The sequence below is a fragment of the Synechococcus sp. WC10meta genome (genome assembly GCF_047461475.1).
Genome location: NZ_JANSHF010000002.1, coordinates 133995 through 154975 on the forward strand (window position 1 = coordinate 133995; position 20981 = coordinate 154975).

The 20981-nt window shown below is 60.9% G+C and carries 21 protein-coding genes; 6 read left to right on the forward strand and 15 right to left on the reverse strand.

The window, feature by feature from the left end; translation table 11 throughout:
- Window positions 1-102: 102 nt before the first annotated feature.
- A complete protein-coding gene (locus NW804_RS01980) occupies window positions 103-2277 on the reverse strand; it encodes a polysaccharide deacetylase family protein (protein ID WP_414422727.1) in 2175 nt (724 codons plus the stop codon).
- 257 nt (window positions 2278-2534) lie between these two features.
- Complete coding sequence (locus NW804_RS01985) at window positions 2535-3101, reverse strand: phycobilisome linker polypeptide (protein ID WP_414409683.1); 567 nt, start codon at window positions 3099-3101, stop codon at window positions 2535-2537.
- A gap of 114 nt (window positions 3102-3215) precedes the next feature.
- On the opposite strand from NW804_RS01985, the gene NW804_RS01990 reads away from it, so the two are divergent.
- Window positions 3216-3749, forward strand: a complete 534-nt coding sequence (locus NW804_RS01990; RefSeq protein ID WP_414393251.1) for a DUF4079 domain-containing protein — start codon at window positions 3216-3218, stop codon at window positions 3747-3749.
- A 29-nt stretch (window positions 3750-3778) separates the two neighbouring features.
- Here the strand turns inward: NW804_RS01990 and NW804_RS01995 are convergent, their stop codons facing one another.
- The gene (locus NW804_RS01995; RefSeq protein ID WP_414393253.1) at window positions 3779-4852 is read right to left on the reverse strand and encodes an RpoD/SigA family RNA polymerase sigma factor; all 1074 of its coding nucleotides are present in this window, start codon (window positions 4850-4852) and stop codon (window positions 3779-3781) included.
- A 225-nt stretch (window positions 4853-5077) separates the two neighbouring features.
- Between NW804_RS01995 and NW804_RS02000 the strand changes: the two genes are divergently transcribed.
- Window positions 5078-5365, forward strand: coding sequence for a helix-turn-helix domain-containing protein (locus NW804_RS02000; RefSeq protein WP_414405467.1), 288 nt, complete (start codon window positions 5078-5080; stop codon window positions 5363-5365).
- Window positions 5366-5435: 70 nt separating this feature from the next.
- Here NW804_RS02000 and NW804_RS02005 read toward each other — a convergent pair whose 3' ends face one another.
- The 4 genes from NW804_RS02005 to NW804_RS02020 form a co-directional block, all read right to left on the reverse strand.
- Window positions 5436-6107: a diacylglycerol/polyprenol kinase family protein gene (locus NW804_RS02005; protein WP_414420288.1), complete on the reverse strand. Its 672-nt coding sequence runs from the start codon at window positions 6105-6107 to the stop codon at window positions 5436-5438.
- Window positions 6108-6116: 9 nt separating this feature from the next.
- Window positions 6117-6473 (reverse strand): c-type cytochrome, encoded by a 357-nt coding sequence (locus NW804_RS02010; protein ID WP_414420289.1) that lies wholly within the window; start codon window positions 6471-6473, stop codon window positions 6117-6119.
- A gap of 236 nt (window positions 6474-6709) precedes the next feature.
- On the reverse strand, window positions 6710-8446 hold the full coding sequence (locus NW804_RS02015; protein WP_414422728.1) for a glycoside hydrolase family 3 N-terminal domain-containing protein: 1737 nt from the start codon (window positions 8444-8446) through the stop codon (window positions 6710-6712).
- Window positions 8447-8553: 107 nt separating this feature from the next.
- Window positions 8554-9963, reverse strand: coding sequence for a RecQ family ATP-dependent DNA helicase (locus NW804_RS02020; protein WP_414422729.1), 1410 nt, complete (start codon window positions 9961-9963; stop codon window positions 8554-8556).
- A gap of 121 nt (window positions 9964-10084) precedes the next feature.
- Here NW804_RS02020 and hisB point away from each other — a divergent pair, with 121 nt between their 5' ends.
- On the forward strand, window positions 10085-10705 hold the full coding sequence (gene hisB, locus NW804_RS02025; protein ID WP_099812743.1) for an imidazoleglycerol-phosphate dehydratase HisB: 621 nt from the start codon (window positions 10085-10087) through the stop codon (window positions 10703-10705).
- On the opposite strand, the gene NW804_RS02030 is transcribed toward hisB, so the two are convergent.
- A complete protein-coding gene (locus NW804_RS02030) occupies window positions 10688-11314 on the reverse strand; it encodes a pseudouridine synthase (RefSeq protein ID WP_414409679.1) in 627 nt (208 codons plus the stop codon). The genes hisB and NW804_RS02030 overlap by 18 nt on opposite strands.
- Before the next feature lie 108 nt (window positions 11315-11422).
- On the opposite strand from NW804_RS02030, the gene NW804_RS02035 reads away from it, so the two are divergent.
- Entirely contained in the window at window positions 11423-11722 is a 300-nt protein-coding gene (locus NW804_RS02035) for a hypothetical protein (protein ID WP_414420293.1), read from the forward strand.
- A 97-nt stretch (window positions 11723-11819) separates the two neighbouring features.
- Window positions 11820-13526, forward strand: a complete 1707-nt coding sequence (recN, locus tag NW804_RS02040; protein ID WP_414422730.1) for a DNA repair protein RecN — start codon at window positions 11820-11822, stop codon at window positions 13524-13526.
- Window positions 13527-13534: 8 nt separating this feature from the next.
- Here recN and NW804_RS02045 read toward each other — a convergent pair whose 3' ends face one another.
- Window positions 13535-14242 (reverse strand): ABC transporter ATP-binding protein, encoded by a 708-nt coding sequence (locus tag NW804_RS02045; RefSeq protein ID WP_414420295.1) that lies wholly within the window; start codon window positions 14240-14242, stop codon window positions 13535-13537.
- Window positions 14239-15081, reverse strand: coding sequence for an ABC transporter ATP-binding protein (locus tag NW804_RS02050; protein ID WP_414422731.1), 843 nt, complete (start codon window positions 15079-15081; stop codon window positions 14239-14241). The genes NW804_RS02045 and NW804_RS02050 overlap by 4 nt, the downstream gene beginning before the upstream one ends.
- Before the next feature lie 214 nt (window positions 15082-15295).
- Between NW804_RS02050 and NW804_RS02055 the strand changes: the two genes are divergently transcribed.
- Complete coding sequence (locus tag NW804_RS02055) at window positions 15296-16540, forward strand: ABC transporter substrate-binding protein (protein WP_414422732.1); 1245 nt, start codon at window positions 15296-15298, stop codon at window positions 16538-16540.
- 132 nt (window positions 16541-16672) lie between these two features.
- On the opposite strand, the gene NW804_RS02060 is transcribed toward NW804_RS02055, so the two are convergent.
- The 5 genes from NW804_RS02060 to NW804_RS02080 form a co-directional block, all read right to left on the reverse strand.
- A complete protein-coding gene (locus tag NW804_RS02060; RefSeq protein WP_414409720.1) occupies window positions 16673-17392 on the reverse strand; it encodes a Stp1/IreP family PP2C-type Ser/Thr phosphatase in 720 nt (239 codons plus the stop codon).
- On the reverse strand, window positions 17392-19113 hold the full coding sequence (locus tag NW804_RS02065; protein WP_414422733.1) for an ABC1 kinase family protein: 1722 nt from the start codon (window positions 19111-19113) through the stop codon (window positions 17392-17394). The genes NW804_RS02060 and NW804_RS02065 overlap by 1 nt, the downstream gene beginning before the upstream one ends.
- On the reverse strand, window positions 19110-19421 hold the full coding sequence (locus NW804_RS02070; RefSeq protein WP_414409672.1) for a DUF6825 family protein: 312 nt from the start codon (window positions 19419-19421) through the stop codon (window positions 19110-19112). Before NW804_RS02070 ends, NW804_RS02065 begins: the two co-directional genes overlap by 4 nt.
- A 140-nt stretch (window positions 19422-19561) precedes the next feature.
- A complete protein-coding gene (locus NW804_RS02075; protein WP_414393278.1) occupies window positions 19562-20287 on the reverse strand; it encodes a phycobilisome rod-core linker polypeptide in 726 nt (241 codons plus the stop codon).
- A gap of 42 nt (window positions 20288-20329) precedes the next feature.
- Window positions 20330-20971, reverse strand: a complete 642-nt coding sequence (locus tag NW804_RS02080; RefSeq protein WP_414422734.1) for a HEAT repeat domain-containing protein — start codon at window positions 20969-20971, stop codon at window positions 20330-20332.
- Window positions 20972-20981 lie beyond the last annotated feature (10 nt).

The window sequence follows — 20981 nt, forward strand, 5'->3', positions numbered from 1 at the left end:
AGGGGGTGACAAACTTCACCCCGCAAACCAAGGGAACCTGGCCTAGCTTTGGCCTCAGCTTGAGGTTAAATGCTGCGCTCACCGACTCTTTGCAGCCATAGCTCAATCTAGAGCCACCCTGGGCAGCAGTTTCCGGGTTGGCTTGCGCTCCAGAGGCCAAGTTGGCCGCTCCAGGCGCGTATCCACCAGCACAGCGCTAGGAGAGAAGTCCACCCGCTCCAGCAGCCGCTTCAGCAGTTGGGCGTCGATGGCGTCCCCGCCTCCAGACAGAGGGGCAGTTCCCGCGCCTAGGGGTGTAGGGGTTGCTAGAGGGGATCCCTCCTCACTGCGCCCAGGTTCGGCTAGCAGCAATTCCGCCACTGCCTGGGCCAGTTCTTGGCCGTACACGCCATCGGGGCCAGAGGGGAGCAGATCCAGCCGTCCCTGCTGAGCAGCCAGGTGGCTCAACCCCAGTTGCACCGCCACTACGGCCGGGCCCCGATCCCCCTGCCTCAAAGTGCGCTGGCCGGCCAGAATGCTTTTCAGTTGGGCCCTGGCTGCCTCTTGGTCGCTAGCCGGCAAAAGTTGCACCAGCCCTTCCAGCCGATCTCCCTCAGAGCCAGCCTCGGCTTCTGGATGGGGATCCCTTGCCCATAGGCGGTTCAGGTCGTAGAGCAGAATGGCATGGGGCACAGGGCGGCTGGGCTGGTTGGGGCCGGCATGGCCAGTAGCGAGGATCTCCCCTTGGTAGACCAGCGAGGTGCTAAAGCCAGAGTCCAGCAGCACCGCCTCGCGGATCCCACTTTTGGGCAAAAGACGGGCCAGGATGGCGGCGTTGACGTGGGTTTTGGTAACTCCGATCACTACCTGGTCTTGGTTGTCCACCCCAAAGAAAGCCCTGGGGCGAAACTCGGCGGCGCTAGAGAGGCGGAAGGAATCGATCTCCGCCTGGGAGAGGGCATGGCCGTCCTTAACCAGCCACAGGCCCGCCACAAACAGATCCGTAACATCCGGCATCAACTGGCGGATGTTCTCAAGCCGGGTCATAGTGTCGGGATCAAAGGGCACAAAGCGCAGCCGATCCCTGCCCAGCAGCACCAGGGGGCGACCCCGCAGCACCTTGTCATCTTCGGGGCGACCGGGGATGAAGGTCTTGTGGTTGGCAGCCATCACCGGCCCCACCATGACGTTGCTAGCGGAGTTAATCCAGGGAATGGAGAAGAAGCTGCCGTTAATGCCCGCATCGGCCTGGTAGCGCTGGACTAGGGTCCTTACCTCGTAGCGCCGTTCTGCGTGCACCGTGGCTGGCCGTCCGCCGCGGATGGTGAGTACCCGCACCCCGTCAATCACTTCGTCAGTCAAAGCCAACGGCTGAGTAACATCCAGCCAGTAGTCGGGGCTGCGGCCAAGGGTGAAGGTGCGAGCGCCAATAATGGCTTCGGTGAGGCGAAACTGGTTGAAGCGGCGCACCTCCAGCAGGTTGGGAGACTGGCCTGTAAAGCCAGGATCCATGGTGAAAGCCATCCGGTAGCCCGCCTCGGCAAGAAACCGCTTCACCCGCTCGTCCCGATTGCCTTCGGGATAGGCAAAGTAGTAGATGGGGTGGCCCAGCTCCTGCTCCAGCTTGGCCTTGCAGTCAAACACTTCTCGCCGCAGACGGTCGTCGTCCAGCACCCGCAGGTCGGGAGGATGGTTAACGGTGTGGGCGGCAAAGTCGATCAACCCACTGGCGTCCATCTCCCGCATCTGATCCCAGGTAAAGTGATCCTTGCCGGTGGGCACGCCGACAAAGCCAGTTTGCACAAAGTAGGTGGCGGGGTAGTTGTACTCCTTTAGAAGCGGGTAGGCGTTCTCGTACAGGCCAAGGTAGGCGTCGTCAAAGGTCAGCAAAATAGCCTTTTCCGGCAAGGGATCCCCGTCGCGTAGGTGTTTGTACAGTTGGTCAATGTGGATGGGGGTCAGCCCCGCCTGCTTAATGGCCTCGAAGTGCTGCCGCAGCTCGGCTACCGTGGTGTCAAACCAGACCTGTTTGCGGCCAGCTACCACGTCGTGGTACATGATGGCCGGCACGTAAGAGAAGCTGGCTGTGGGATGAAGAACGAAGGGATCTCGCTTCAGTTGCGGCTCTTGGGGAAGGGTCAGGCGCTGTTGGGCCGCCTTGGCTTGGGCGCGGGGAGCTGGTATCTCGGCTGCAGGCCCTAGCCCCAGCAGGCGGCTGGCCCAGTTGGGATGAGCAGTTACCCAGGCCGCTAGGGCGCCGGCTCCAAACCCCAGCACCGTGACTAATAAGGCCAACAAGCCGAGGAGCCGGAAGCGCAACTTCGTTGGCAGTTGCCGTACGGAAGCAGAAAAACTTCGGTGGCGGAAGGAGGAAGGAGGGAGCTGGCTTCCCCTTTTTGCGCTAGGGACTGGATAGCCACCCCAGCGCCTCGGCGGCTGTCGAGACGTCATGTTCTCCTCCTCACCGGCAAAACCAGCGTTAGCCTACCACCCTCATCTGCTGGTGGGGATCCAGCAGAGCCACAGCTCACCGCCCCAGCTGCCTTCTGGGCAAGTTAGCTGAGGTTGCTCAACAAATTGGACTCCGTAATGCTGACGATTTTGCCTCCCATTTGGGTAATCCGCTTAACTTCTTGGGAGAGCCGGCTGAAGGGCACTTTGTACTCGACAACGCTCTTGCGCACGCCTCCTCCTACCAGGCCGGATACCTTGATGGTAAAGACCTTATCGCGGTTGGACGCCGAGGGGCCTGAGGCAGGGCTAGCTGGGGCAGCCTTGGATGGGGAAGCTGCAGCTTCCTGAGGGATCTCGGCAGTTGCCCGCTCCAAGAGGAGTCGCCAGCTGCGGGGATAGGCAGGTGCCAAACGATAGACCACCTTGTAGGAGCCCGCTATGTGGTCATCCTCGGACTCCACCCTCACCACCGTTCCTGGGGGGATATCTAGCTTAGCTCCCTTGGACATGACTTTAATTCCAGGCCAATTGGTGGGCACATCCGTTAGCAGCTCCACCTCAAAGGACTGATCCCCCAACAACAACTTGGCCATGGGAATAACTCCGTTGTGCTCGCTAGCGTCTGCAGCCAGGGATCTGCCCTCGGCCGCCCCTTCACCGCTAGACATTTTACCGTCGCCAGGTGTTCCCCTGAAGCCTCTGGCTAGCCGCTGTCATCCAGGGTAGGTTTGTTGTAGATTTGTTACAGACTGTGGGTTTGTGGCGCTAGTGGAGGGATCCCGATGTTGGGCTTGGCCTTGCCCGATCTGTCGGCAGTTTCCGAGTCGCTGACGGCTGCCTTGCAGCCAGTAGCCCAGTTCTTTGCTGGCTTCAACCTGCCCCAACCAGTTGTGCAATGGGGACATCCTCTGATGATGGGCATTGTGGTAGTGGTCATGGGCAGCTTTGTTGGCCTAACGGGCTGGCGGGGGCGGGTCTTGCGCCTGGCAGGCGGGGGCTCCCTATCGGAATCGGCCCAAAAGCCCCTCTTGGATCACCGCAAAGTAGCCCCCTGGATGGCCACCTTCATTGCCTTGGGCTACACCGGCGGCCTTCTTTCTCTTGTGATGCAGGGCCAGCCCCTGCTGAGGAGCCCTCACTTCTGGACGGGATCCCTGGTGTTGCTGCTGCTGGCGGCCAACAGTGCTTTGTCCCTGAGCGGTTTTGGCGGCAACCGTGAGACCTGGCGCACAGCCCATGCCTATTTGGGCAGCCTCATTCTTTGCTTGCTCTTTACCCATGCCCTGCTGGGCCTGAAGCTGGGTCTATCTCTGTAGCGAGTCCTTAGTAGCCCCTGGAGCCAAACCTAGCGAAGGTACTGCACCAAAGTTCGCGAAGAACGGCCCACCCGTAGCTTGCGCAAGGCATCCCGTTCGATCTGCCGAATCCGCTCCCGCGTCAAGTTAAAGTGATCCCCCACTTCTTGCAGGGTTCTTGCCCTTTGCCCGTCTAGCCCATAGCGCAACTCCAACACTTGCCTCTCAATGGGCTTCAGGGTCTGCAGGGCAGAACGCACATCTTGCCGCAGGGATTGCTCCAGGATCTCCTCAAAGGGTTGCTCCTGCCGTTCATCCGGCAGCAGATCTCCCAGGCGGCTTTCCCCTTCCTGGCCAACCGGCACATCCAACGACAGAGGCAAAGCGGCAGCCTGTTGGATCAGGCGCAACTTCTTGATCTTGATGCCCAGTGCCTCAGCCAGCTCGGCTTCGGTAGGCCGCCGTCCTCGGGCCTTCATGAGCTCGCGGTTGGTGCGCTTGAGCAAGCGCACTTTGTCCACCATGTGCACTGGCAGGCGGATGGTTCGGGCTTGGTTGGCAATGCAGCGGGTAATGCCTTGGCGAATCCACCAGTGGGCGTAGGTGCTGAAGCGAAAACCTCGCTCGGCATTGAATTTCTCAGTGGCTCGAATGAGGCCCATGTTGCCCTCTTGGATTAAGTCCAGAAAGGGCACCCCCCGGTTGAGGTACTTCTTGGCCACACTGACCACCAGACGCAGGTTGGCGTTGATGAGCTTGCGCTGAGCTTGCTCTCCCTGGCGGATGCGCGAGCGCAGAGTAGCTACAGGGATCTGCAGGGCTGCCGCCAATTCCTCATCGCTGGGATCCTGCCCCCGCTGCTGCCGCCATTCCTTGCGGGCTTGATCAATGAGCAGCTTCTGCTGAATTTTGCGCGCCAGCTCGATTTCTTCCGCGTGATCGATGCGGGGCACCCGGCCAATCGTATTCAAGTAGTGATCGACCGCATCTTCATTGAGGCGCCGGCTACCGGCCTCTAAATCAGCCTCTGCAGCCGAATCCAGAGCCTCCGGCCAGGGCTCCTCGAGCTCCTGAGGGGATAAAGGACGAGAGAAAACCACAGCCACCTGAGGAGAGAACTTCACTCCCTAGTCTAGGAAAGTTTCTCCTCCTGTGTAAGCGAAAATCGATCATGCTAGTCATTCTTGCTAAGAATTCTCTTCCCTGTAGGCGGGAGTAACGGAGATTGATAGGTCAAGCATCCTGGACATAAACGGCTGTGAGCAATTTTCGATCCAGAGCTTGATGTAGGATGCCTAGGAGACAGCTAGGCTACCTGCTCCGACAAAATCGTGCTAGCTTAGGCTACCATGGGGCGCCGGAGAAGCCATCAGACCCCCCAAGCTGGAAAGGACCAGCACCGCCCTGCGGCCAACTTGATTGGAGAGCGGGTGCGCTGGGTACGAGAGAAGTTGCAGCTAACCCAGGATCAACTGGCGGGTCGCCTGGCCAAGTACGGTGTGCATTTGGACTACGTCAAGGTTGGCCAGGTGGAAAAGGGCAAACGGCGCGTCATCGACAAAGAACTGGTGGCTTTTGCCAAGGCGCTGGGAGTCTCGGTTACCTGGCTGCTGAGCGGCGACGAGTCCCACCTCTAGTTTGCAGCAGCAGGAAGAGCAGCCCCTGCTGGGCCTGGGCTTAGTCTGGCCATGTAACTGATAGCAAGCGTTACAAATAGTTGAGAAGCTGCAGCAGAGCAAAGCAGAGACTGGCGCTGCCCAATGGCACAGTCAGATTGTCCAGCCCCCACCAAGACAACATCTCCAAGCCCATGGCCACCCCCCCCACCCCGACGCTGACAGCAAGCAACAAGGGGGAGAAGCCAAAGTACCCCACAAGCAGCAGTGCCATCACCAAACTGCTCACCACCCACATGGTCAGGGATCCCTCCCAGCTTTTTTGGAGAGATCCCAGTCGATACAGGTGTTTGCCCCAACTTTTGCCCACCAGCCCTGCCAGGGCATCGGCCCAGGTCATCACCAGAATGCCAATGACAGCGAAAACTTGTTGCTGGGGCCGCCAAAACCAGAAGAGCAATAGACCAACGCTGACAGCGTAAAAAAAAGTACCGAAGCTGCGCCGCCCAACGCCGTTTAGGCTAGGCAAGATGGCCACCCGGTAGGAGAGCAGCGCCAAGCCCGCAAACACCAGGGAGAACCCCACTCCCACCCAGCGGGGCACCTGGAGGGCCCAGGCCAGCAAGATGATGTTGCCTACGCCAATGTGGATAACTTTGCGCACCCATTCGCCGTCTACCTGCTGGGAGCGCAGCCATTCCGCAAAAGCAAAAACGGAGGCCAGCCAGAGAGCATAGCAAGCAAGCTGCTGTGTCAGGCCCATGAGCCGGCCTCAGAGCGTTTTCAGGTAGCTAAGCAAGTCTGCCATTGCTTGGGGATCGGGCTGAAACTGGGGCATGGGCGGGGTTTTGCCGCTAGTTACTCGGTCAATGATAAACCGGTCGGAGCGGCGGCTGCTTACTCCCCGCAGGCTGGGGCCCACGCGGCCATCCCCTTCTTCGCCATGGCAAGCCGCACAGTTAAGGGCAAATAGCGAGGCTCCCCTGCTGGCTTGCCCTTCTAGACTTAAAACAGCCTCGGTGTAGGGATCCGGCCGCATGGCTGCCGCTAGCCAACTCCAGCCAAAGACCGCTAGACCCACAAGAGCTAGACTCAATCCCAGGTTCCTCGCCCAGTCAACTGACCACATCGCCTGCAGGAGGGCAAAAAATGGGCTCAGGGGCTGCCACCTGGAGGGCTGAGAGCAGGCTTGCCCTCCTCCCCCGCCAGAAGCCAAGCGAGGGCTACCGGAAATGTCGAGGTGGGGGAAAAAGAAAGGCACAGCCGACAACCCTGAGAGAGACGTTTCAATCTTTTACATTTCCACCAATACAATAGCTTAGGAGCCCCTTCCTGCCAACAATCCGTAACGGCATTTACTTTCTCTTAATGATCTGCAGCAGCTTGCTGAAGCCTGCCCTTCGCCAGCAGGGGTCGGCTGGGAAACAGGCGTCGCATGACTGTCAATTGAGCAAGGGGATCGGCGTTGAGGCTGTGGATGGCGTTGGCCCATTGAAAGTAACTCTGGAGGCGATGACAAACCGCCAAGTTTCCATAAGTAACAACGGCTGCTATCCGCTCCCGCCACCGCCCCAGCCAATCCACCACGTAGTTGGGCAGAGCCTCGTGGACAAAGGCCTGGAAAATCAACTGGCCGCCGCTACTGAGGGCTGCCTCCAGCAAGCTCAAGGGGGTAAGGGAATGGCTGAGTAGGGGCGGAAGACCCAAGCTCGCGGGAATGCTTAGGGCAGGGGACTCGGCTAGGAGCACTGCCTCAGCGCCCAGGGAGAGATCTTGCCAGATCCAGTTCCAACTGCCAGGCGGCAAGGGGAGAGGCAGAGGCTGACCGCCGGTCACTCCGCCGCGGGCCATGGCTGCCTGACAAGGGGCAATGTCGCTCTCGGCTAGAAGAGATCCCAATTGGGCAGCCCTAGGAAGGTGGGAGCGGGCGCTAAACAGCTTGGCAAGGGGTGAATCCTTGGCGAGGGGATCCCCCAGCAGCAGGGGTTTTAGGTGCTCGTCGGGAAAACCGCGGTTGACCTGAGCCCCCATCCAGCCAGGCAGCAAGCTAAAGTCCGTTTCTGCCAGGGGCGGCCACACCTGCTTGAGTAGGGCCGAGGCGGAGGGAAAAAGCCGCTGCTTGGCCCGCAGCAGCCGCGTTACCGACTGGGCAATGGCCTGGGGGTCTAGGGATCCCCGCTGCACAGCTTCCACAATGGCTGCGACAGCCGCCAAAGGGTCGGGAGGGGCCAAAAGGAGGTCGGCGCCGGCCTGGAGAGCCCGCACCGCCAGCAGGGGGGGATCAGCCAGGTTGGCTAGGAAGTTTTGGTCGAGGCCCTCTGCCACAATGAGACCGCTAAACCCCCACTCTTGGCGCAGCAGCTGGGTCAGCCGCCCCGGCAAAAGAGAGAGCGGCCAGCGCTCGTCCCACTCCGGCAGCACCACTGGCGCAACCGAGATGGCTCCTACCTGGTCCACCAGACCGCGGAACGGCAGCCAGGGTCCTGCTTGCAGCTCCTCCAAGGTGAGGCTTAGGCGAGGACACCAGGGGTCAGCAGTTGGCTTTAGCAACAGCAGGGGGTTGGCCCGCCCCTCTGCCCAGCCCTGGCCGGGGAAGGCTCTGGCGGTGGTTAGAATCCCCTCCGGAACCGCTTGCTCGCAGCCGCGCACAAAGGCCCGCGCCAGTTGCAACGCCAGCTGTGGCTCCTCTGCCAGCGCCAGTCTTGCTAGACCCTGCCCCAGGGGCTCAGCCACCGGGCCAAGCAGCCAGTTGATGCCGATGGCCGCCGCCTCCCGCGCCGTGATCCTTCCCCACTGTTCCGCCCAGCGCTCGGCCTCAGAGCCCAGGCGGCTCAGGCCCAGGGGGTGGGGGAAGGAAGTGGCTCCCTGCAGAGCCAGGCCGCGACTGGCCTCGGCTGCCACAAGAAGGGGCAGAGTCGCCCAAGACTGCGCCTCCTCAATGAGGAGCAGGGCCTCAGCCACATGGCCATCGGTAATCCAGATGCCTCCAATCCCCACCTCTTGGATCAGCCGCTTGAGAACCTCTCGGGGAGGAGCCTGGGATCCCAGGCGGGCCGAGACCGGCACCACTAGCAGTTGCGCCACCTGCTTTGCCAGGGACAAGGGCTGCTCAAGCGCTGCAACCGGGGATCCAGAACCACCCATGGACACTCCAGGAAAGCCTCAGCGAGGGGATCCTATCGCTGGCCACAAGGCTGGGCAAGCACCCATCAGCGCCTTTGGGAAGCCCGGCAGCGGTCGCAGGTGCCGCAGGGCAGACCAGGCTGGTTCTCAGGGTAGCCAAAATGCCGCAGGATGACCTGCCAGCGACAGCCGCGGCTGTGGATGAGGTCGTCCATCCCCCGCCAGGGATCCTGGCGCGGCGGCGGCTGCCAGCGGCGGTGCAGCACTTGAAAGTGAAAGGGATCTGGCCAGTGCAGACAGCCCATCTCCTGCAGCAGGCCCAGGGCCACCCGCGTCTCTCCGGGGGGCAAGTCGGCGTAGGATCCCTGGGGGGGCAGCGTTTGCAGCAAACGCCGCGCCTGGGCCAGCAAGCGCTCCTGCTGGGAATAGAAATAGGCTTGGCGCTGGCGATCGGTGGGATCCAAGAGGCCTGTCGGCTCGGAGACCAACATCAGGGCCTGGCAAGGGCCGCCATCCCGCCCGCCCCGACCCACCTCCTGCAGGTAGTCCATTAAGTTGGGGGGCGGGTGAAAGTGCAGCACCCAGCGCACGTCGGGCTTGTTGATCCCCAAGCTGAAGGCGTTGGTGCAGACCAGAAAGCGCAGCTCGCCCTCCAGCCAGGCCCGCTCCAGCCGACGGCGGGATCCCGCCTCCAGGCCGCCGTGGTAGGTGGCGGTTTTCTGGTTGTGGCGGCCCAACCACTCGGCCAGCTCCTCCCCATCCCGTCGCGTGCGCACGTACACCAGGCCCGAGCCGGGGTTTTCCGCCAGAAAGCGCAGCAGGCGCCGACGGCGATCCGCTGGGCTCCAGGCCACCGCCACGTTGAGAGAAATGTTGGTTCGCAGCGGGTCAGCGCGAATGCATTCCGGATTCTGCAGGTCGAGGATGTGGCGCAGGCGGCTGAGGGTTTCGGGATCGGCAGTGGCGGTAAAGGCGGCAATGGGAAAGGTAGGCTGGCCCAGGGCAGGGCGGACCAACCCCAGACGGCGGTAGTCGGGCCGGAAGGATCCCCCCCAGTGCACCAAGGTGTGCGCCTCGTCAACAATGAGGCCGTTGAGGGGCACCTGCTGCAGCCGCTCCCAGACTGGCGGGCTGAAGAGGGTTTCCGGCCCCAGATACAGTAGACGCAGCCGGTTCTCCTCCAAAGCCCGCAACACCCGCTTGCGCAGAGCTGGATCCAGCTCGCTGTGCAAACAGGCCGCCGGCAGACGGCGCTTCCAGAGATCCTGCACCTGATCTTCCATCAGGGCAATCAGAGGCGAGACCACCAGGGTCAGCCCTGTCTGCAGCAGAGCCGGCAGTTGAAAGCACAGAGACTTGCCGAAACCCGTCGGCAACACCACCAGCGCATCCCGCTTCTCCAGCAAGGCGCGGATGACCTGCTCCTGAGGTGGGCGTAGCGCCTCGTAGCCCCAGTACTGCTTGAGGGCCCGTTGAACTTGCTGCCAATCCTGCAAGGAACACTCTCCCCCTCTGCAACCTGAGCCCGCCTGCCCCCCTTGCCAAAGACGCTGATTCTGACACCCCTACCTGTGCGATCCTAGAGCTGGGACTTCCTAGTGCTCCCCTACCCTTGCCATGACAGCCATCGACTCCCCCCGCCTACTGCAGCCCAGGACGGCCTCGGTTCACCGCCGCACCAACGAAACGGACGTTCAAGTGCATCTCAACCTCGATGGCAGAGGGCAGTACGAGATCGACACTGGGATCCCCTTCTTGGACCACATGCTGGCTCAGCTCAGCACCCATGGGCTAATTGATCTCCAGATCAAGGCCGTGGGGGATCTGCACATCGACGACCACCACACCAATGAGGACGTGGGCATTGCCCTGGGACAGGCGCTGGCGCAGGCGCTGCAGGATCGGCGCGGCATTTACCGTTTTGGCCATTTTTGGGCGCCTTTGGATGAGGCCTTGGTGCAGGTGGTGCTGGACTTTTCCGGGCGCCCCCACCTCAGCTATGGTCTGGAGCTGACTGTCGAACGCATTGGCCGCTACGAGACCCAGTTGGTGCGCGAGTTTTACCAGGCGGTGGCCAACCACGCCCAGCTTACCCTGCACATCCGCCAGGTGGCGGGTCTCAATGCCCACCACATCGTCGAGGCCAGTTTCAAGGCCTTTGCCCGCGCCCTGCGCATGGCCGTAGAACGGGATCCGCGCCGACAAGATGGGATCCCTAGCTCAAAAGGAGTGCTGTAAGCCTAACTCCCGCCCGAGCCGAGGACGGCGCGACTGGCCAAAACAGCACTGCCGCAAGTGGGCCAACTCCGCCTCGCTGAGATCTTGCCACTGGCCAGGAGCCAGCCCCGCTAGGGAAAGGGGGCCCAGTCCTACCCGAACCAGCCTTAGCGTCGGGATCCCGACCGCAGCAGTCATGCGGCGCACCTGGCGATTGCGACCTTCCCGCAGCGTCAGCTCCAGCCAGGTGGTGGGGATGGAGCGGCGAAAGCGAATGGGCGGATCCCGCGGTGGCAGATCCGGCTCCTCGGCCAGAACTCTAACCTCAGCCGGTCGGGTCTTTCGCCCCTGGATGATCACTCCCTCTTGCAACTGTTGCAGAGCCTGCGGCGTAGGGATCCCTTCCACCTGCACCCAGTAGGTGCGCTTGTGGCCAAATTTGGGATCGATCAGGCGGGCGTGGAGCTGGCCGTCATCGGTGAGCAAGAGCAGTCCTTCGCTATCGCGATCTAGCCGCCCCACCGGATAGACGCTGGGCACTGGGATGAAGGCCTTGAGGGTGAGGCGCCCTGCCGGGTCGGTAAACTGGGTGAGCACGCCGTAGGGTTTATAAAACTTGAGGTAGCGCATGGCAAAAGTGTGGATCCCGTCTTTTAAGATTGGGCAAAGCAGCTTCGACGGTAAGATTCAGGAAGCAGCATTTCTCCACAGGCAGCAGCGTTTGGTGGATTGCACCTAATGGCGATAGACAACACTCTACTCTGGGTTTTAGTGGCAACGGCAGGGCTCTCCCTTCTCAGCTTGGTCTATGTCTGGGTGGACGAAGCCCTCAAACGGCGCCGCTACGAGCGGCAAAAGCAAGAAGAAGCCGTTCCCTCCACCGCTGCTGCTTCTGAACCTGAAGCCGGGATCCCCCCTGCTGCCCCAGAGCCAGAAGCCGAGCCTAGCCCTCCTGCTCAGGAGGTAACGGCAACCCCCGAAACCCTCGACACAGCGCCCGAGCAAGTCGATAAGCCAGGGGAAACGCCGGAGACTTAAGGGCACCTCCCTTTCTAACCTCGCTCCAGGAGCAGCTGCGCTAACCTGAGACAGAACTGCCCTAGCCACTGCTAGCGACGCGTCGGGCAGGTGGGGTATGCTGCGCCTGTTGCGGATTGAAAACTTCGCCCTGATTGAGCAGTTGGAGATCCCCTTTCGGGCAGGGCTCAACGTGCTTACCGGGGAAACGGGGGCAGGCAAGTCCATTATTCTCGAGGCTCTCGATGCGGCTTTGGGGGGGCCAGCGCGGGCTTTGCGCAGTGGCAGCCAGCGGGGCCTAGTGGAAGCTATTTTTCAACCCAATGCCGATCTGGAAGCCTGGCTAGAGCAGGAACAGATCGAGCCCCTGGAAGAGGGCCTGGTCTGCAGCCGCGAACTGGTGGTGCGTAGCGGCAAGCTCACCAGCCGCCTGCGAGTCAACGGGGTGGTGGTCAACAAAGCCCAGATGCTCAGGCTGCGCTCCCAACTGCTGGAGATCACTGCCCAAGGGCAAACGGCTCAAATTCAGTCTCCCCAAGCCCAGCGCCGCTGGCTGGATGCCTTTGGCGGCGAAGAGCTGCTGCGGGCACGGACCCAGGTGGCAGCTTGCTACCAGACCTGGAGCCAGCTCAAAGCTGAAATGGAGTCCCGGCAGCAGACTCAACAACTGCGCCTGCAGCGCCTAGATCTATTAGAGCTGCAAGCCCGAGAGCTGGCTGCCCTGCGCCTGGAGGATCCCGAGGAGCTGAGCAAACTGGAGCGGGAGCGGGAGCGCCTAGTCCACCGGGTGGAGTTGCGGCAGCAAAGCCATGCCGCCCACCAACTGCTCTACCAAAATGACAGCGGCTCGCCAGCCATTGCCGATCTCTTGGCCCAGGCCGAGCGGCTGCTGCGGAGCATGGCTCAACGGGATCCCGAGCTTGCCCCCTTGGCGGAAATGGTTAGCAACGCCCTCGTGCAGGTAGAGGAAGCGGGGCGGGAGCTGCTGCGCTACGGCGAGGCCCTGGAGGCCGATCCCAGTCGGTTAAGCAAAATTGAACGGCGCTTAGCTCAACTGCGCCAGGCCTGCCGCAAATACGGCCCCACCTTGGCGGAGGTGATGGCTCATGCGGAGCGGGTCCAGGTGGAGCTAGCCCGCCTGCGGGACGAGAGCACCGACTTGGAGGAACTAGAGGCGCAGCTGAACCAAGCAGCCCAGGAGCTGGAGCACCACTGCCAGAGGCTCTCCCAACTGCGGCAGCAGGCAGCCCGGAAACTGGAGAGAGCCCTGCTGCAGGAACTCAGACCCCTGGGGATGAGCGGCGTGCAGTTCCAGGTGCAGATTCAAGCCGGATCTCCCACTGCCGAAGGGGTGGATCAGGTGAGCTTTTGGTTTAGTCCCAACCCTGGGGAGCCCCTGCAACCGCTAGCCGACATTGCCTCCGGCGGCGAGATGAGCCGTTTTCTCCTGGCCTTAAAAGCAGTCTTCAGCCGCGTCGATCCGGTGGCTACTCTGGTCTTTGACGAGATCGACGTCGGCGTATCCGGCAAGGTAGCACAGGCCATTGCCGCCAAACTGCACCAGCTTGCCCGTAGCCACCAAGTTCTCTGCGTTACCCACCAACCCTTGATTGCTGCCCTAGCGGATCACCACCTGCGGGTTCACAAAGTGGTGCAAGAAGGGCGAACTTGCGTGCGGGTGGATCCTCTAGGAGAAAAGGAGCGCCGGGAAGAACTGGCCCAACTGGCTGCCGGCCACTCCGCCCAGGAAGCGATGAGCTTCGTGGAAGCTCTTCTCAAGCAAGCAGCCCAACTGCGCCAGCTGCAACTAGCTAGCTCTGCTTAGCTCCTGTCTCAGCCCCCCAAAAACAGCTCCAGCACCTGGGGGTTGCGCAACAAGTTGGGGCCAGTATCTTCAAAGCGGTTTTCTCCCATCGAGAGGACGTAGCCCCAGTCCGCTAAGCTCAGGGCCTGCTTGGCATTTTGCTCCACCATCAGGATGCTGACGCCAAGGCGGTTGATTTCTTGCAAGAGGGCAAAGGTCTGCTCGACATACAGCGGCGACAGGCCGGCTGTCGGCTCATCCAGCAACAACAGTTGCGGCTCCGCCATCAACGCCCGCCCTATGGCTAGCATCTGCCGCTGCCCGCCGGAGAGGGATCCCGCCGCTTGCTTTCGCTTTTCCCTTAGCGGCGGAAACAGCTCGTAAACCCGCTCCCGTTGGGCAGTGTAGTCGTCTCGTCGGATAAAGGCCCCCATCTCCAGGTTTTCCTCGACGGTGAGGGAGGGAAAGACATTGTTGGTCTGAGGCACAAAGCCGATCCCCCGCCGCACCAGTTGCTCGGCAGCAAGATGCGTGATGTCAGAACCTTGGAACAGCACTCGGCCCGAGCGGATGGTGGCCAACCCAAAGAGGGATTTAAGCACTGTCGATTTGCCCGCTCCGTTGGGGCCGATGATCACCACGATTTGCCCCAGGTTGACCTTGAGGCGGATCCCTTTGAGGATGTCCACGCCGCGGTAGCCGCTATAGAGATCTTGAATCTCGAGCAAAGGAGTCATGGCGGGGATCCCTCCGGCGAGAGGGTGGAGGCTGGCCCCGAGCTGAGGGCATCTGCCAAAGCGATGGATCCCAAATAGGCCTCGCGCACGGCAGGGTTTTGCCGAATTTCCTGCATGGATCCTTGGGTTAACACCCTTCCCCCTGCCATGACCACCACATGGTGGCAAAGGCGGGTCACCAGATCCAGGTCGTGTTCAATGATGCAGAAGGTGCAGCCGCGCTCGCGGTTGAGGTACTCAATAAAGCGGATTAGGTCTGCCAGCAACGTGCGGTTGACCCCAGCCCCCGGCTCGTCCAAGAGGATGACCCGCGCATCGGTCATCAGGGTGCGTCCCAGTTCCAGCAGCTTCTTTTGCCCGCCCGAAAGGTTGACTGCCAGTTGATCCCGCAGGTGGATGAGGTTGAGCCGTTCCAAAACTTCTTCAGCCCGAGCCTGAAGCTGGCGCTCCTGCCGCTGTACTCGCCGCCAGCGGAACCAGGCGTTAAATAGGTTTTCTCCAGCCTGATGGGGAGGAACAACCATTAAGTTTTCCAGAACAGTCATGCGGCCAAACTCCCGCGGGATCTGGAAGGTGCGCACCAGCCCACGTCGAAACAACTGGTGGGGAGGCAAGCCCGTGACGTCTTCCCCATCTAGCCAGATGCGTCCGCTATTGGGCCGAATAAAACCGGCGATGATGTTGAAAAGAGTTGTTTTCCCCGCCCCGTTGGGACCAATCAAGCCCGTGATCCGACCAGCTTCGATGCGGAAGGAACAGTGATCTAGGGCATTGACGCCGCCAAACTGTTTGGAGATGTTGTCAATAACGATCACACCGCTACCCTGGGAAAGCTCCATTCCCGAATGGATTCACCATTTTATGAGCTTTCATGGTAGGGTAAAGAAGCTTGCTTAACCAAATGCGGGTAGGTTTGCCAAGAAGCCCTTCCGCGGGGGTTGGGCTGGCTCTTGGAGGGAACTCTTCGAGGTGGGCCAGCGTCTGCCTCTATACCACCGACCTTTGAGAATTGCAGTTTTATTCCCTCATTGGAGGTTCTTGGTTATGTCTCCCATGCACAAACTGACCCGGCGGGCCTTCGCGACGGCGGCAGCCCTGACGGCAGCGGCGCTGGCCACCACCCTGCTGCCAAGCACAGCTCAGCAAGCAGCCAAAGCCCCGATCAAGATAGGAGCGCTGCTGTCTTTGACGGGCGACCTGCAGGCCTATGGGGAAAACTGCCTCAAGGGCATCAAGCTGGCCCTCAAGCAGATCAACGAAGCTGGCGGCGTCCTCGGATCTCAAGTTCAAGTGGTGGAAGCGGATGACCAGACGTCAGCCCAGCCGGCTATTGATGCGGCCAAGCGGTTAGTGAACGTGGAGAAGGTGGCCGCCATTGTTGGCGCTTTGGGCAGTGGCGTTACCATTCCGGTGGCCACGACAGTAACGGTTCCCAGCAAGATTCCGCAAATTTCACCGGCCTCTACCGCGCCCACCATCACCACCTTGGACGACAATGACTTTTTGTTCCGCACCGTTCCTTCCGATGCTTTCCAAGGGGTAGCCCTAGCGCAGATTACCCGTGAAGAGAAGCTGGATCGCCTGGCTGTTATCTACATCAACAACGACTACGGCCAGGGTCTAGCCGACAGTTTCAAGGCTGCCTTTGAGAAGCGGGGGGGCAAGATCACCAAGGCCGTCCCCTACGAGCCAGGCAAAGCTTCCTACCGCGGCGAGCTGGATCAGCTCAAGGAAGGGAACCCCCAGGCGCTGGTGGTCATTGGCTATCCAGAAAACGGCGCGGTTATCTTGCGGCAAGCCTTGGAAGGGGGGCTATTTAAGCGCTTTGTCTTAACAGACGGCATGCGCTCTCCTGATCTGGCTGCCCAGGTGGGGGCAGATAAGCTAGAGGGATCCATTGGCACTTCGCCCCAGGCCCGTACTGACACCAAGGCTTACCAGAGCTTTGTTCAAGCCTACAAAGCTGCCTACGGGGAAGTGCCCCCCACTCCCTACATCGACACTGCCTACGATGCTGCCTTCCTTCTGGCTCTGGCCATCCAAAAAGCAGGCAGCACCGATGGCACTGCTATCCGCGATGCCCTGCGGCAAGTGGCCAATCCCCCTGGCACCGAAATCCTGCCTGGCGAGTGGGCCAAGGCGGTGGAGCTGCTGAAGAAAGGGGAAGACATCAATTACACTGGCGCTTCTGGCTCGCTGGACTTCGATGAAAAGGGAGACGTAGCCGGAACCTTTGCCCACTGGACCTTCAAGGGCGGGAAGATCGTAGACTTGAAGGTGTTTGAGCCGAAGAGCTAAAGACTGGGCTGCTGTCTTCGACAAGTAGGGGTTTGCCGGGGAGATGACTGGCAAGCCCCTGCTTTTCACTGCCAGCGCAACTCCCACTCGTTGGATTTTGGGGTAAGGCCAACCTTGATTGAGGGGAGGACGTCACGCGTACTCGGCAACAACGACCGTGATGTTGTCCCGACCTCCTCGCTCTTTGGCTGCCTCGATTAACTCGAGGACAAGCTGCTCCAAGTCTGGCACCTTCAAGCAATATTCGGCAATGACTTCGTCGTCCAGCTCCTCGGTTAGTCCATCGCTGCACAACAGGAGGCGATCCCCAGGAAGCAGGGTAATGGGTTGGATAGCAGGTGGCCCTGTGTCAGGCCGGCCCAGGCAGCGCTCAAGGATGTGCCGCCAGGGGTGGATGCGGGCCTGCTCTTGGGTTAACTCCCCCTGGCGAACCGAGCGGGCGACTAGCGTGTGATCTTCCGTCATCTGCTGCAGCTGGGATCCGCGCAGGCGGTAGAGGCGGGAGTCGCCGATGTGAGCACTCCAGCAATTGTTTTTGGGATCCACCATCGCCACCACCACAGTGGTGCCCATGTCTGCCCGTTGCGGGTTTTCCCGCTGATCTTTGAGAATGGCCTCGTTGGCGGCTTCCACTGCTTCGCTAAGGAGCTTGGGCGCCGGCACCATCTCCCAGCCTCGATCCAAATAGGCTCGAATGGTCTCAACTGCCAGCTGGCTGGCTACGGCTCCTGCTGCATGTCCACCCATGCCATCGGCAACGATGAAGTAGCGACCTTCCGGATCGCAGTAGTAAGCATCCTGATTGCCGCTGCGAACCTTGCCCGGATCCGTAGCGCCAGCATAGCGTCGCATCACCTCAGCCGATCCAATTCCTTTGCCTTTAAGAGTACCCTGAGCAGCGCCGCGGCGGCCAAGACAGCCAAGGCCAGGGTGACCATCGCTAAAGTAGCATGCCCAGCCAAAAATAGCTGCGTGGCGCTAAGAAAAAAAGTTGCAAACAGCACCGCGTAAGTGGTGCCCCAGCCCGTCGAGTTGAGCTGACGCAGCAGGCGTTCCGTCTCACTGGAGCGAACCCGCAGGCGCAGCTCCCCCTGTTCCAATTTACTTAAGGCCGTCTCCAGGCGGCGGGGCAGGCTGAGGCTGGTGCTGGTAAACTCTACCGCCTGGCGGCTGACCTGAGCCAGCAGGGTTTCCCTCTCCGGGTGGCTACTGTTCATGAGCTCCTCTGCAAAAGGCTTGGCCACCTCAATAAAGTTAAACTCTGGATCCAGCCCTTTTCCCAGCCCCTCCAGGGTCGTGAGGGCTCGCAGGACAAAGGTAAAGGTGGCGGGGAAGCGAAACGGCTGCTCATAGGCCAGCTCGTAGAGGTCTTCGCTGATGGCCGCCACCGAGATCTCGTCCAGCTTGCTGGAGAAGGGTTTGTCTAGGAAGTGATCCAGAAGGTACTGCACCGAGCGGCGTACTGGTGCCAGATCGGCAGTGGGTACTAGAACACCCAGCTCCACCAACAGGGCTACCACCTGGTCGGCATTCTTGGCCACCACTGCTGCTAGCATATCTGCCAGTTTTTCCTTGATGCCGGGACGAAGGCGCCCCATCATGCCGAAGTCGTAGAAGATCAGCGTGCCATCTGGCTTGACGGCAATATTGCCAGGGTGGGGATCGGCGTGGAAAAAGCCGTCTTTGAGCAGTTGCCGCAGATAGGCCTCCGCCCCCAAGCGGGCCAAAGCCTTGCGATCCAATCCCGCCGCGCTCAGTGCCTCGTAGTCGCTAATTTTGATCCCTGGCAGGTATTCCAATGTCAGCAGACGGGGGGAGGTGTAGCGCCAGTACACCTTGGGAACAGCAATCTGGGGCATGTCGCGAAAGTTGCGGCGGAAAGTGTCGGCGTTGCGGCCCTCGTTGAGATAGTCCACCTCCTCCCAGAGGGTGCGGCGACACTCTTCGTAGATGCCAAGCCAGTCGCGGCCCGCTCCACCCCACGGGGTGTGGTGCTGAAAAAACTCAGCAATGCCGCGACCGATCTCCAGGTCAATGGTAAATAGCTGCACCAAGCCCGGTCGCTGTACCTTCACCACCACTTCTTCGCCGCTTTTCAGCTTGGCGCGATGCACTTGCCCCAAGCTGGCTGCTGCCAAAGGGGTGGGATCGAAGTAGCTGTAAATCTGCTCAATGGGCTTGCCGAGCTCCTGCTGCACGATGGCCGCCACCTGTTCGTAACCAAAGGCGGGCACCTGATCCTGCAGCTTGGACAGCTCCTCGACGTACTCGGAGGGGAAGAGATCGGCGCGGGTGGAGAAAAACTGCCCCACCTTAATAAAGGTAGGGCCGAGGTGGAGCAACGTCTCGCGGATCCAAATGGCTCGGGCGCGGCGGCGTTTAGCCTTTCGCTCTGGCGTGGGCTGCCCCCCATAGCTCCAGGCCTGCTGATCCAGCCAGAGATAGAAGAGCCAGGTCAGCACAAAGCGCCAGATGTCGAAAAGACGGCCCCAGCGGCTGTAGTTCTCTCGGGCCCACCGGTAGGCGGTGTAGGGCTTAGCAGGCTTGGATCCCTTTGCTGTGCTTGCCTTCAAGCGCTTCGATTCCGGTACTTCTGCAACTCAGAGCGTAGCTGCGCCACCTCGGCCCGCAGGTCATCTAGAGTTGCCTGCAAATCCTCCACCTTGTAGGTGGACGAGGCCATCTCTTGGGTAGCTAGCGATGCTTCCGCCTCAGCTCGGGCCATGACATCCTGGGCAAAAGTCTGCCAGCCCTCCTGCAGCTCTGCCCACAGCTTGCCCACCTCCGCAGCAAGGTCGGCAAGAGCGCCCTCCCAACGCTCGCGCAGAACATCGGCCACTGCTTTGCCGACGAAAAAAGCTCGCACAACGGGATTCCTCATGCAGCCCAAGTGTTAAGAAGCATCACCCAGATTATAACGAATCTTGCCGCAGCCGAACTGCCGAGCCCCCCCAGCCAAACAGCCTCGGAGCATCGGCCCGGCAGTCCCGCAAGCAATTGTCCTAGAGAGCTTGTCTAGGGCTAGCGACGGTTGGTGGTCATGTCGGGGATCTTCAGATCGAAGACGCTAATGTTTTGCCGCGCTGCCGGCTTGGGGTTGAGCATGCGAGCCATGTTGAGGAAGTTCTCCGGATCACCGGGCTTAGGCAAGCGAACAACCCGATAGGTGCGCACCACCTCCCGAGCCGAGGGCCTCACGCCGGAGATATCCCGCCAACGGGCTCCGTAGCGGGGGGTAACCAAGTTGGTCGGTTTCTCCGAAAGGCGGCGGCGCTGGTAGGGCACCACATCGTCCCCAAAAGCAGCGTCGTACTCCTCGCTATCGACAATGGCGTCGATAAAGCCGTCTAGGCCGCGGGTGGCCAGAATGATGGAGTACTTGATGCGCTCCATTTGGCTGTAGGTGGGCCGACCCAGGAAGCGCTGGAAGGTGATCTCAACGAAGCGGTAGTTGTCGTTGGGAACCATGACCAAGTCGCGGTAGACCTCCGACTTGCCCAGGCCCCGGATAAACTCTTTTACCGAAATTGCTCCATTGCGCAGCTGGGATTCCAGCGCTTTCTGCCGGTAGCTCTCCAGCATCAGGTGCTCGCTGAAGATTTGGCGGTAGGCGGCGCGGATAACATTCTCAATGCCCGCCGGGTCATCGGGGCGGTAGACGGGCGGAGTTTCGTCGCTGGGTACAAAGTAGCGGTTTACCCGCTCGTTTTGCGTAGTGGGGCGATCGGCAATCAACGGAAGAGACATAGGCTGTGCTCCTAACAAGAAACAAACAACAAAGAAAAGAGCCTACGCCTCCCTAGCCAGTTCCTGCTGGCTTAGGCGGGCGCGGAGAGGGATCAGAGGATCCGCATCCTGCAAAGCTATCTGAAGGGCTGCCTCGGCAGCAGCTCGCAGAGAAAGTTCTCCCAGGCGGGCTAGATCCGTTAGGGCTACAACGGCGGCATAGCGCACTCCCCAATCGGCATCCCCCAGGCATTGCCGCAGTAGCTGCAAAGCTTGCTCTTGATCGGACAGGGGTCGCTGGGCAGCCACCCGTCCCAGCCCGCGCGTTGCTGCCCGCCGCACGCTGGGGGCAAAATCGGCCACAATGGCCTCAACCAGAAAGGGGTAGGCATCCCCATGGCCAATGCGGGCTAAAGCTCGCACCGAGTAGGCCCGCGCCCCGTAGTCAAAGCCGTCAATGTTGGCCAGCAAGGGCTGTACTGCCGCTTCTCCAAAGCGCAGCACCTCCTCCAGAGCCGCCTCCCCTACAGCAGGACGGTTGAAGCCAAAAGCGCGAATGAGCAGGGGGATCCCTTCTACCTGTCCTAGGGATCCCAGGGCTCGCACCACCCCCAGCAGCTCTGCCTCTGAAGTGGCCTGCTCCAGCTGGGTAGCCAGTTGGGCCACAGCAGGAGGAAGCCCTTGTGCAGCTGATGAAGAGGACATGACCAGCCTA

What these genes read in the sequence shown, in the direction of transcription:
- NW804_RS01985 (WP_414409683.1), bottom strand. Translation starts at nt 3,101, where the DNA reads ATGTCTAGCGGTGAAGGGGCGGCCGAGGGCAGATCCCTGGCTGCAGAC.
- NW804_RS01990 (WP_414393251.1), top strand. Translation starts at nt 3,216, where the DNA reads ATGTTGGGCTTGGCCTTGCCCGATCTGTCGGCAGTTTCCGAGTCGCTG.
- NW804_RS02000 (WP_414405467.1), top strand. Translation starts at nt 5,078, where the DNA reads ATGGGGCGCCGGAGAAGCCATCAGACCCCCCAAGCTGGAAAGGACCAG.
- NW804_RS02005 (WP_414420288.1), bottom strand. Translation starts at nt 6,107, where the DNA reads ATGGGCCTGACACAGCAGCTTGCTTGCTATGCTCTCTGGCTGGCCTCC.
- NW804_RS02010 (WP_414420289.1), bottom strand. Translation starts at nt 6,473, where the DNA reads ATGTGGTCAGTTGACTGGGCGAGGAACCTGGGATTGAGTCTAGCTCTT.
- hisB (WP_099812743.1), top strand. Translation starts at nt 10,085, where the DNA reads ATGACAGCCATCGACTCCCCCCGCCTACTGCAGCCCAGGACGGCCTCG.
- NW804_RS02030 (WP_414409679.1), bottom strand. Translation starts at nt 11,314, where the DNA reads ATGCGCTACCTCAAGTTTTATAAACCCTACGGCGTGCTCACCCAGTTT.
- NW804_RS02035 (WP_414420293.1), top strand. Translation starts at nt 11,423, where the DNA reads ATGGCGATAGACAACACTCTACTCTGGGTTTTAGTGGCAACGGCAGGG.
- recN (WP_414422730.1), top strand. Translation starts at nt 11,820, where the DNA reads ATGCTGCGCCTGTTGCGGATTGAAAACTTCGCCCTGATTGAGCAGTTG.
- NW804_RS02045 (WP_414420295.1), bottom strand. Translation starts at nt 14,242, where the DNA reads ATGACTCCTTTGCTCGAGATTCAAGATCTCTATAGCGGCTACCGCGGC.
- NW804_RS02050 (WP_414422731.1), bottom strand. Translation starts at nt 15,081, where the DNA reads ATGGAGCTTTCCCAGGGTAGCGGTGTGATCGTTATTGACAACATCTCC.
- NW804_RS02055 (WP_414422732.1), top strand. Translation starts at nt 15,296, where the DNA reads ATGCACAAACTGACCCGGCGGGCCTTCGCGACGGCGGCAGCCCTGACG.
- NW804_RS02060 (WP_414409720.1), bottom strand. Translation starts at nt 17,392, where the DNA reads ATGCGACGCTATGCTGGCGCTACGGATCCGGGCAAGGTTCGCAGCGGC.
- NW804_RS02070 (WP_414409672.1), bottom strand. Translation starts at nt 19,421, where the DNA reads ATGAGGAATCCCGTTGTGCGAGCTTTTTTCGTCGGCAAAGCAGTGGCC.
- NW804_RS02075 (WP_414393278.1), bottom strand. Translation starts at nt 20,287, where the DNA reads ATGTCTCTTCCGTTGATTGCCGATCGCCCCACTACGCAAAACGAGCGG.
- NW804_RS02080 (WP_414422734.1), bottom strand. Translation starts at nt 20,971, where the DNA reads ATGTCCTCTTCATCAGCTGCACAAGGGCTTCCTCCTGCTGTGGCCCAA.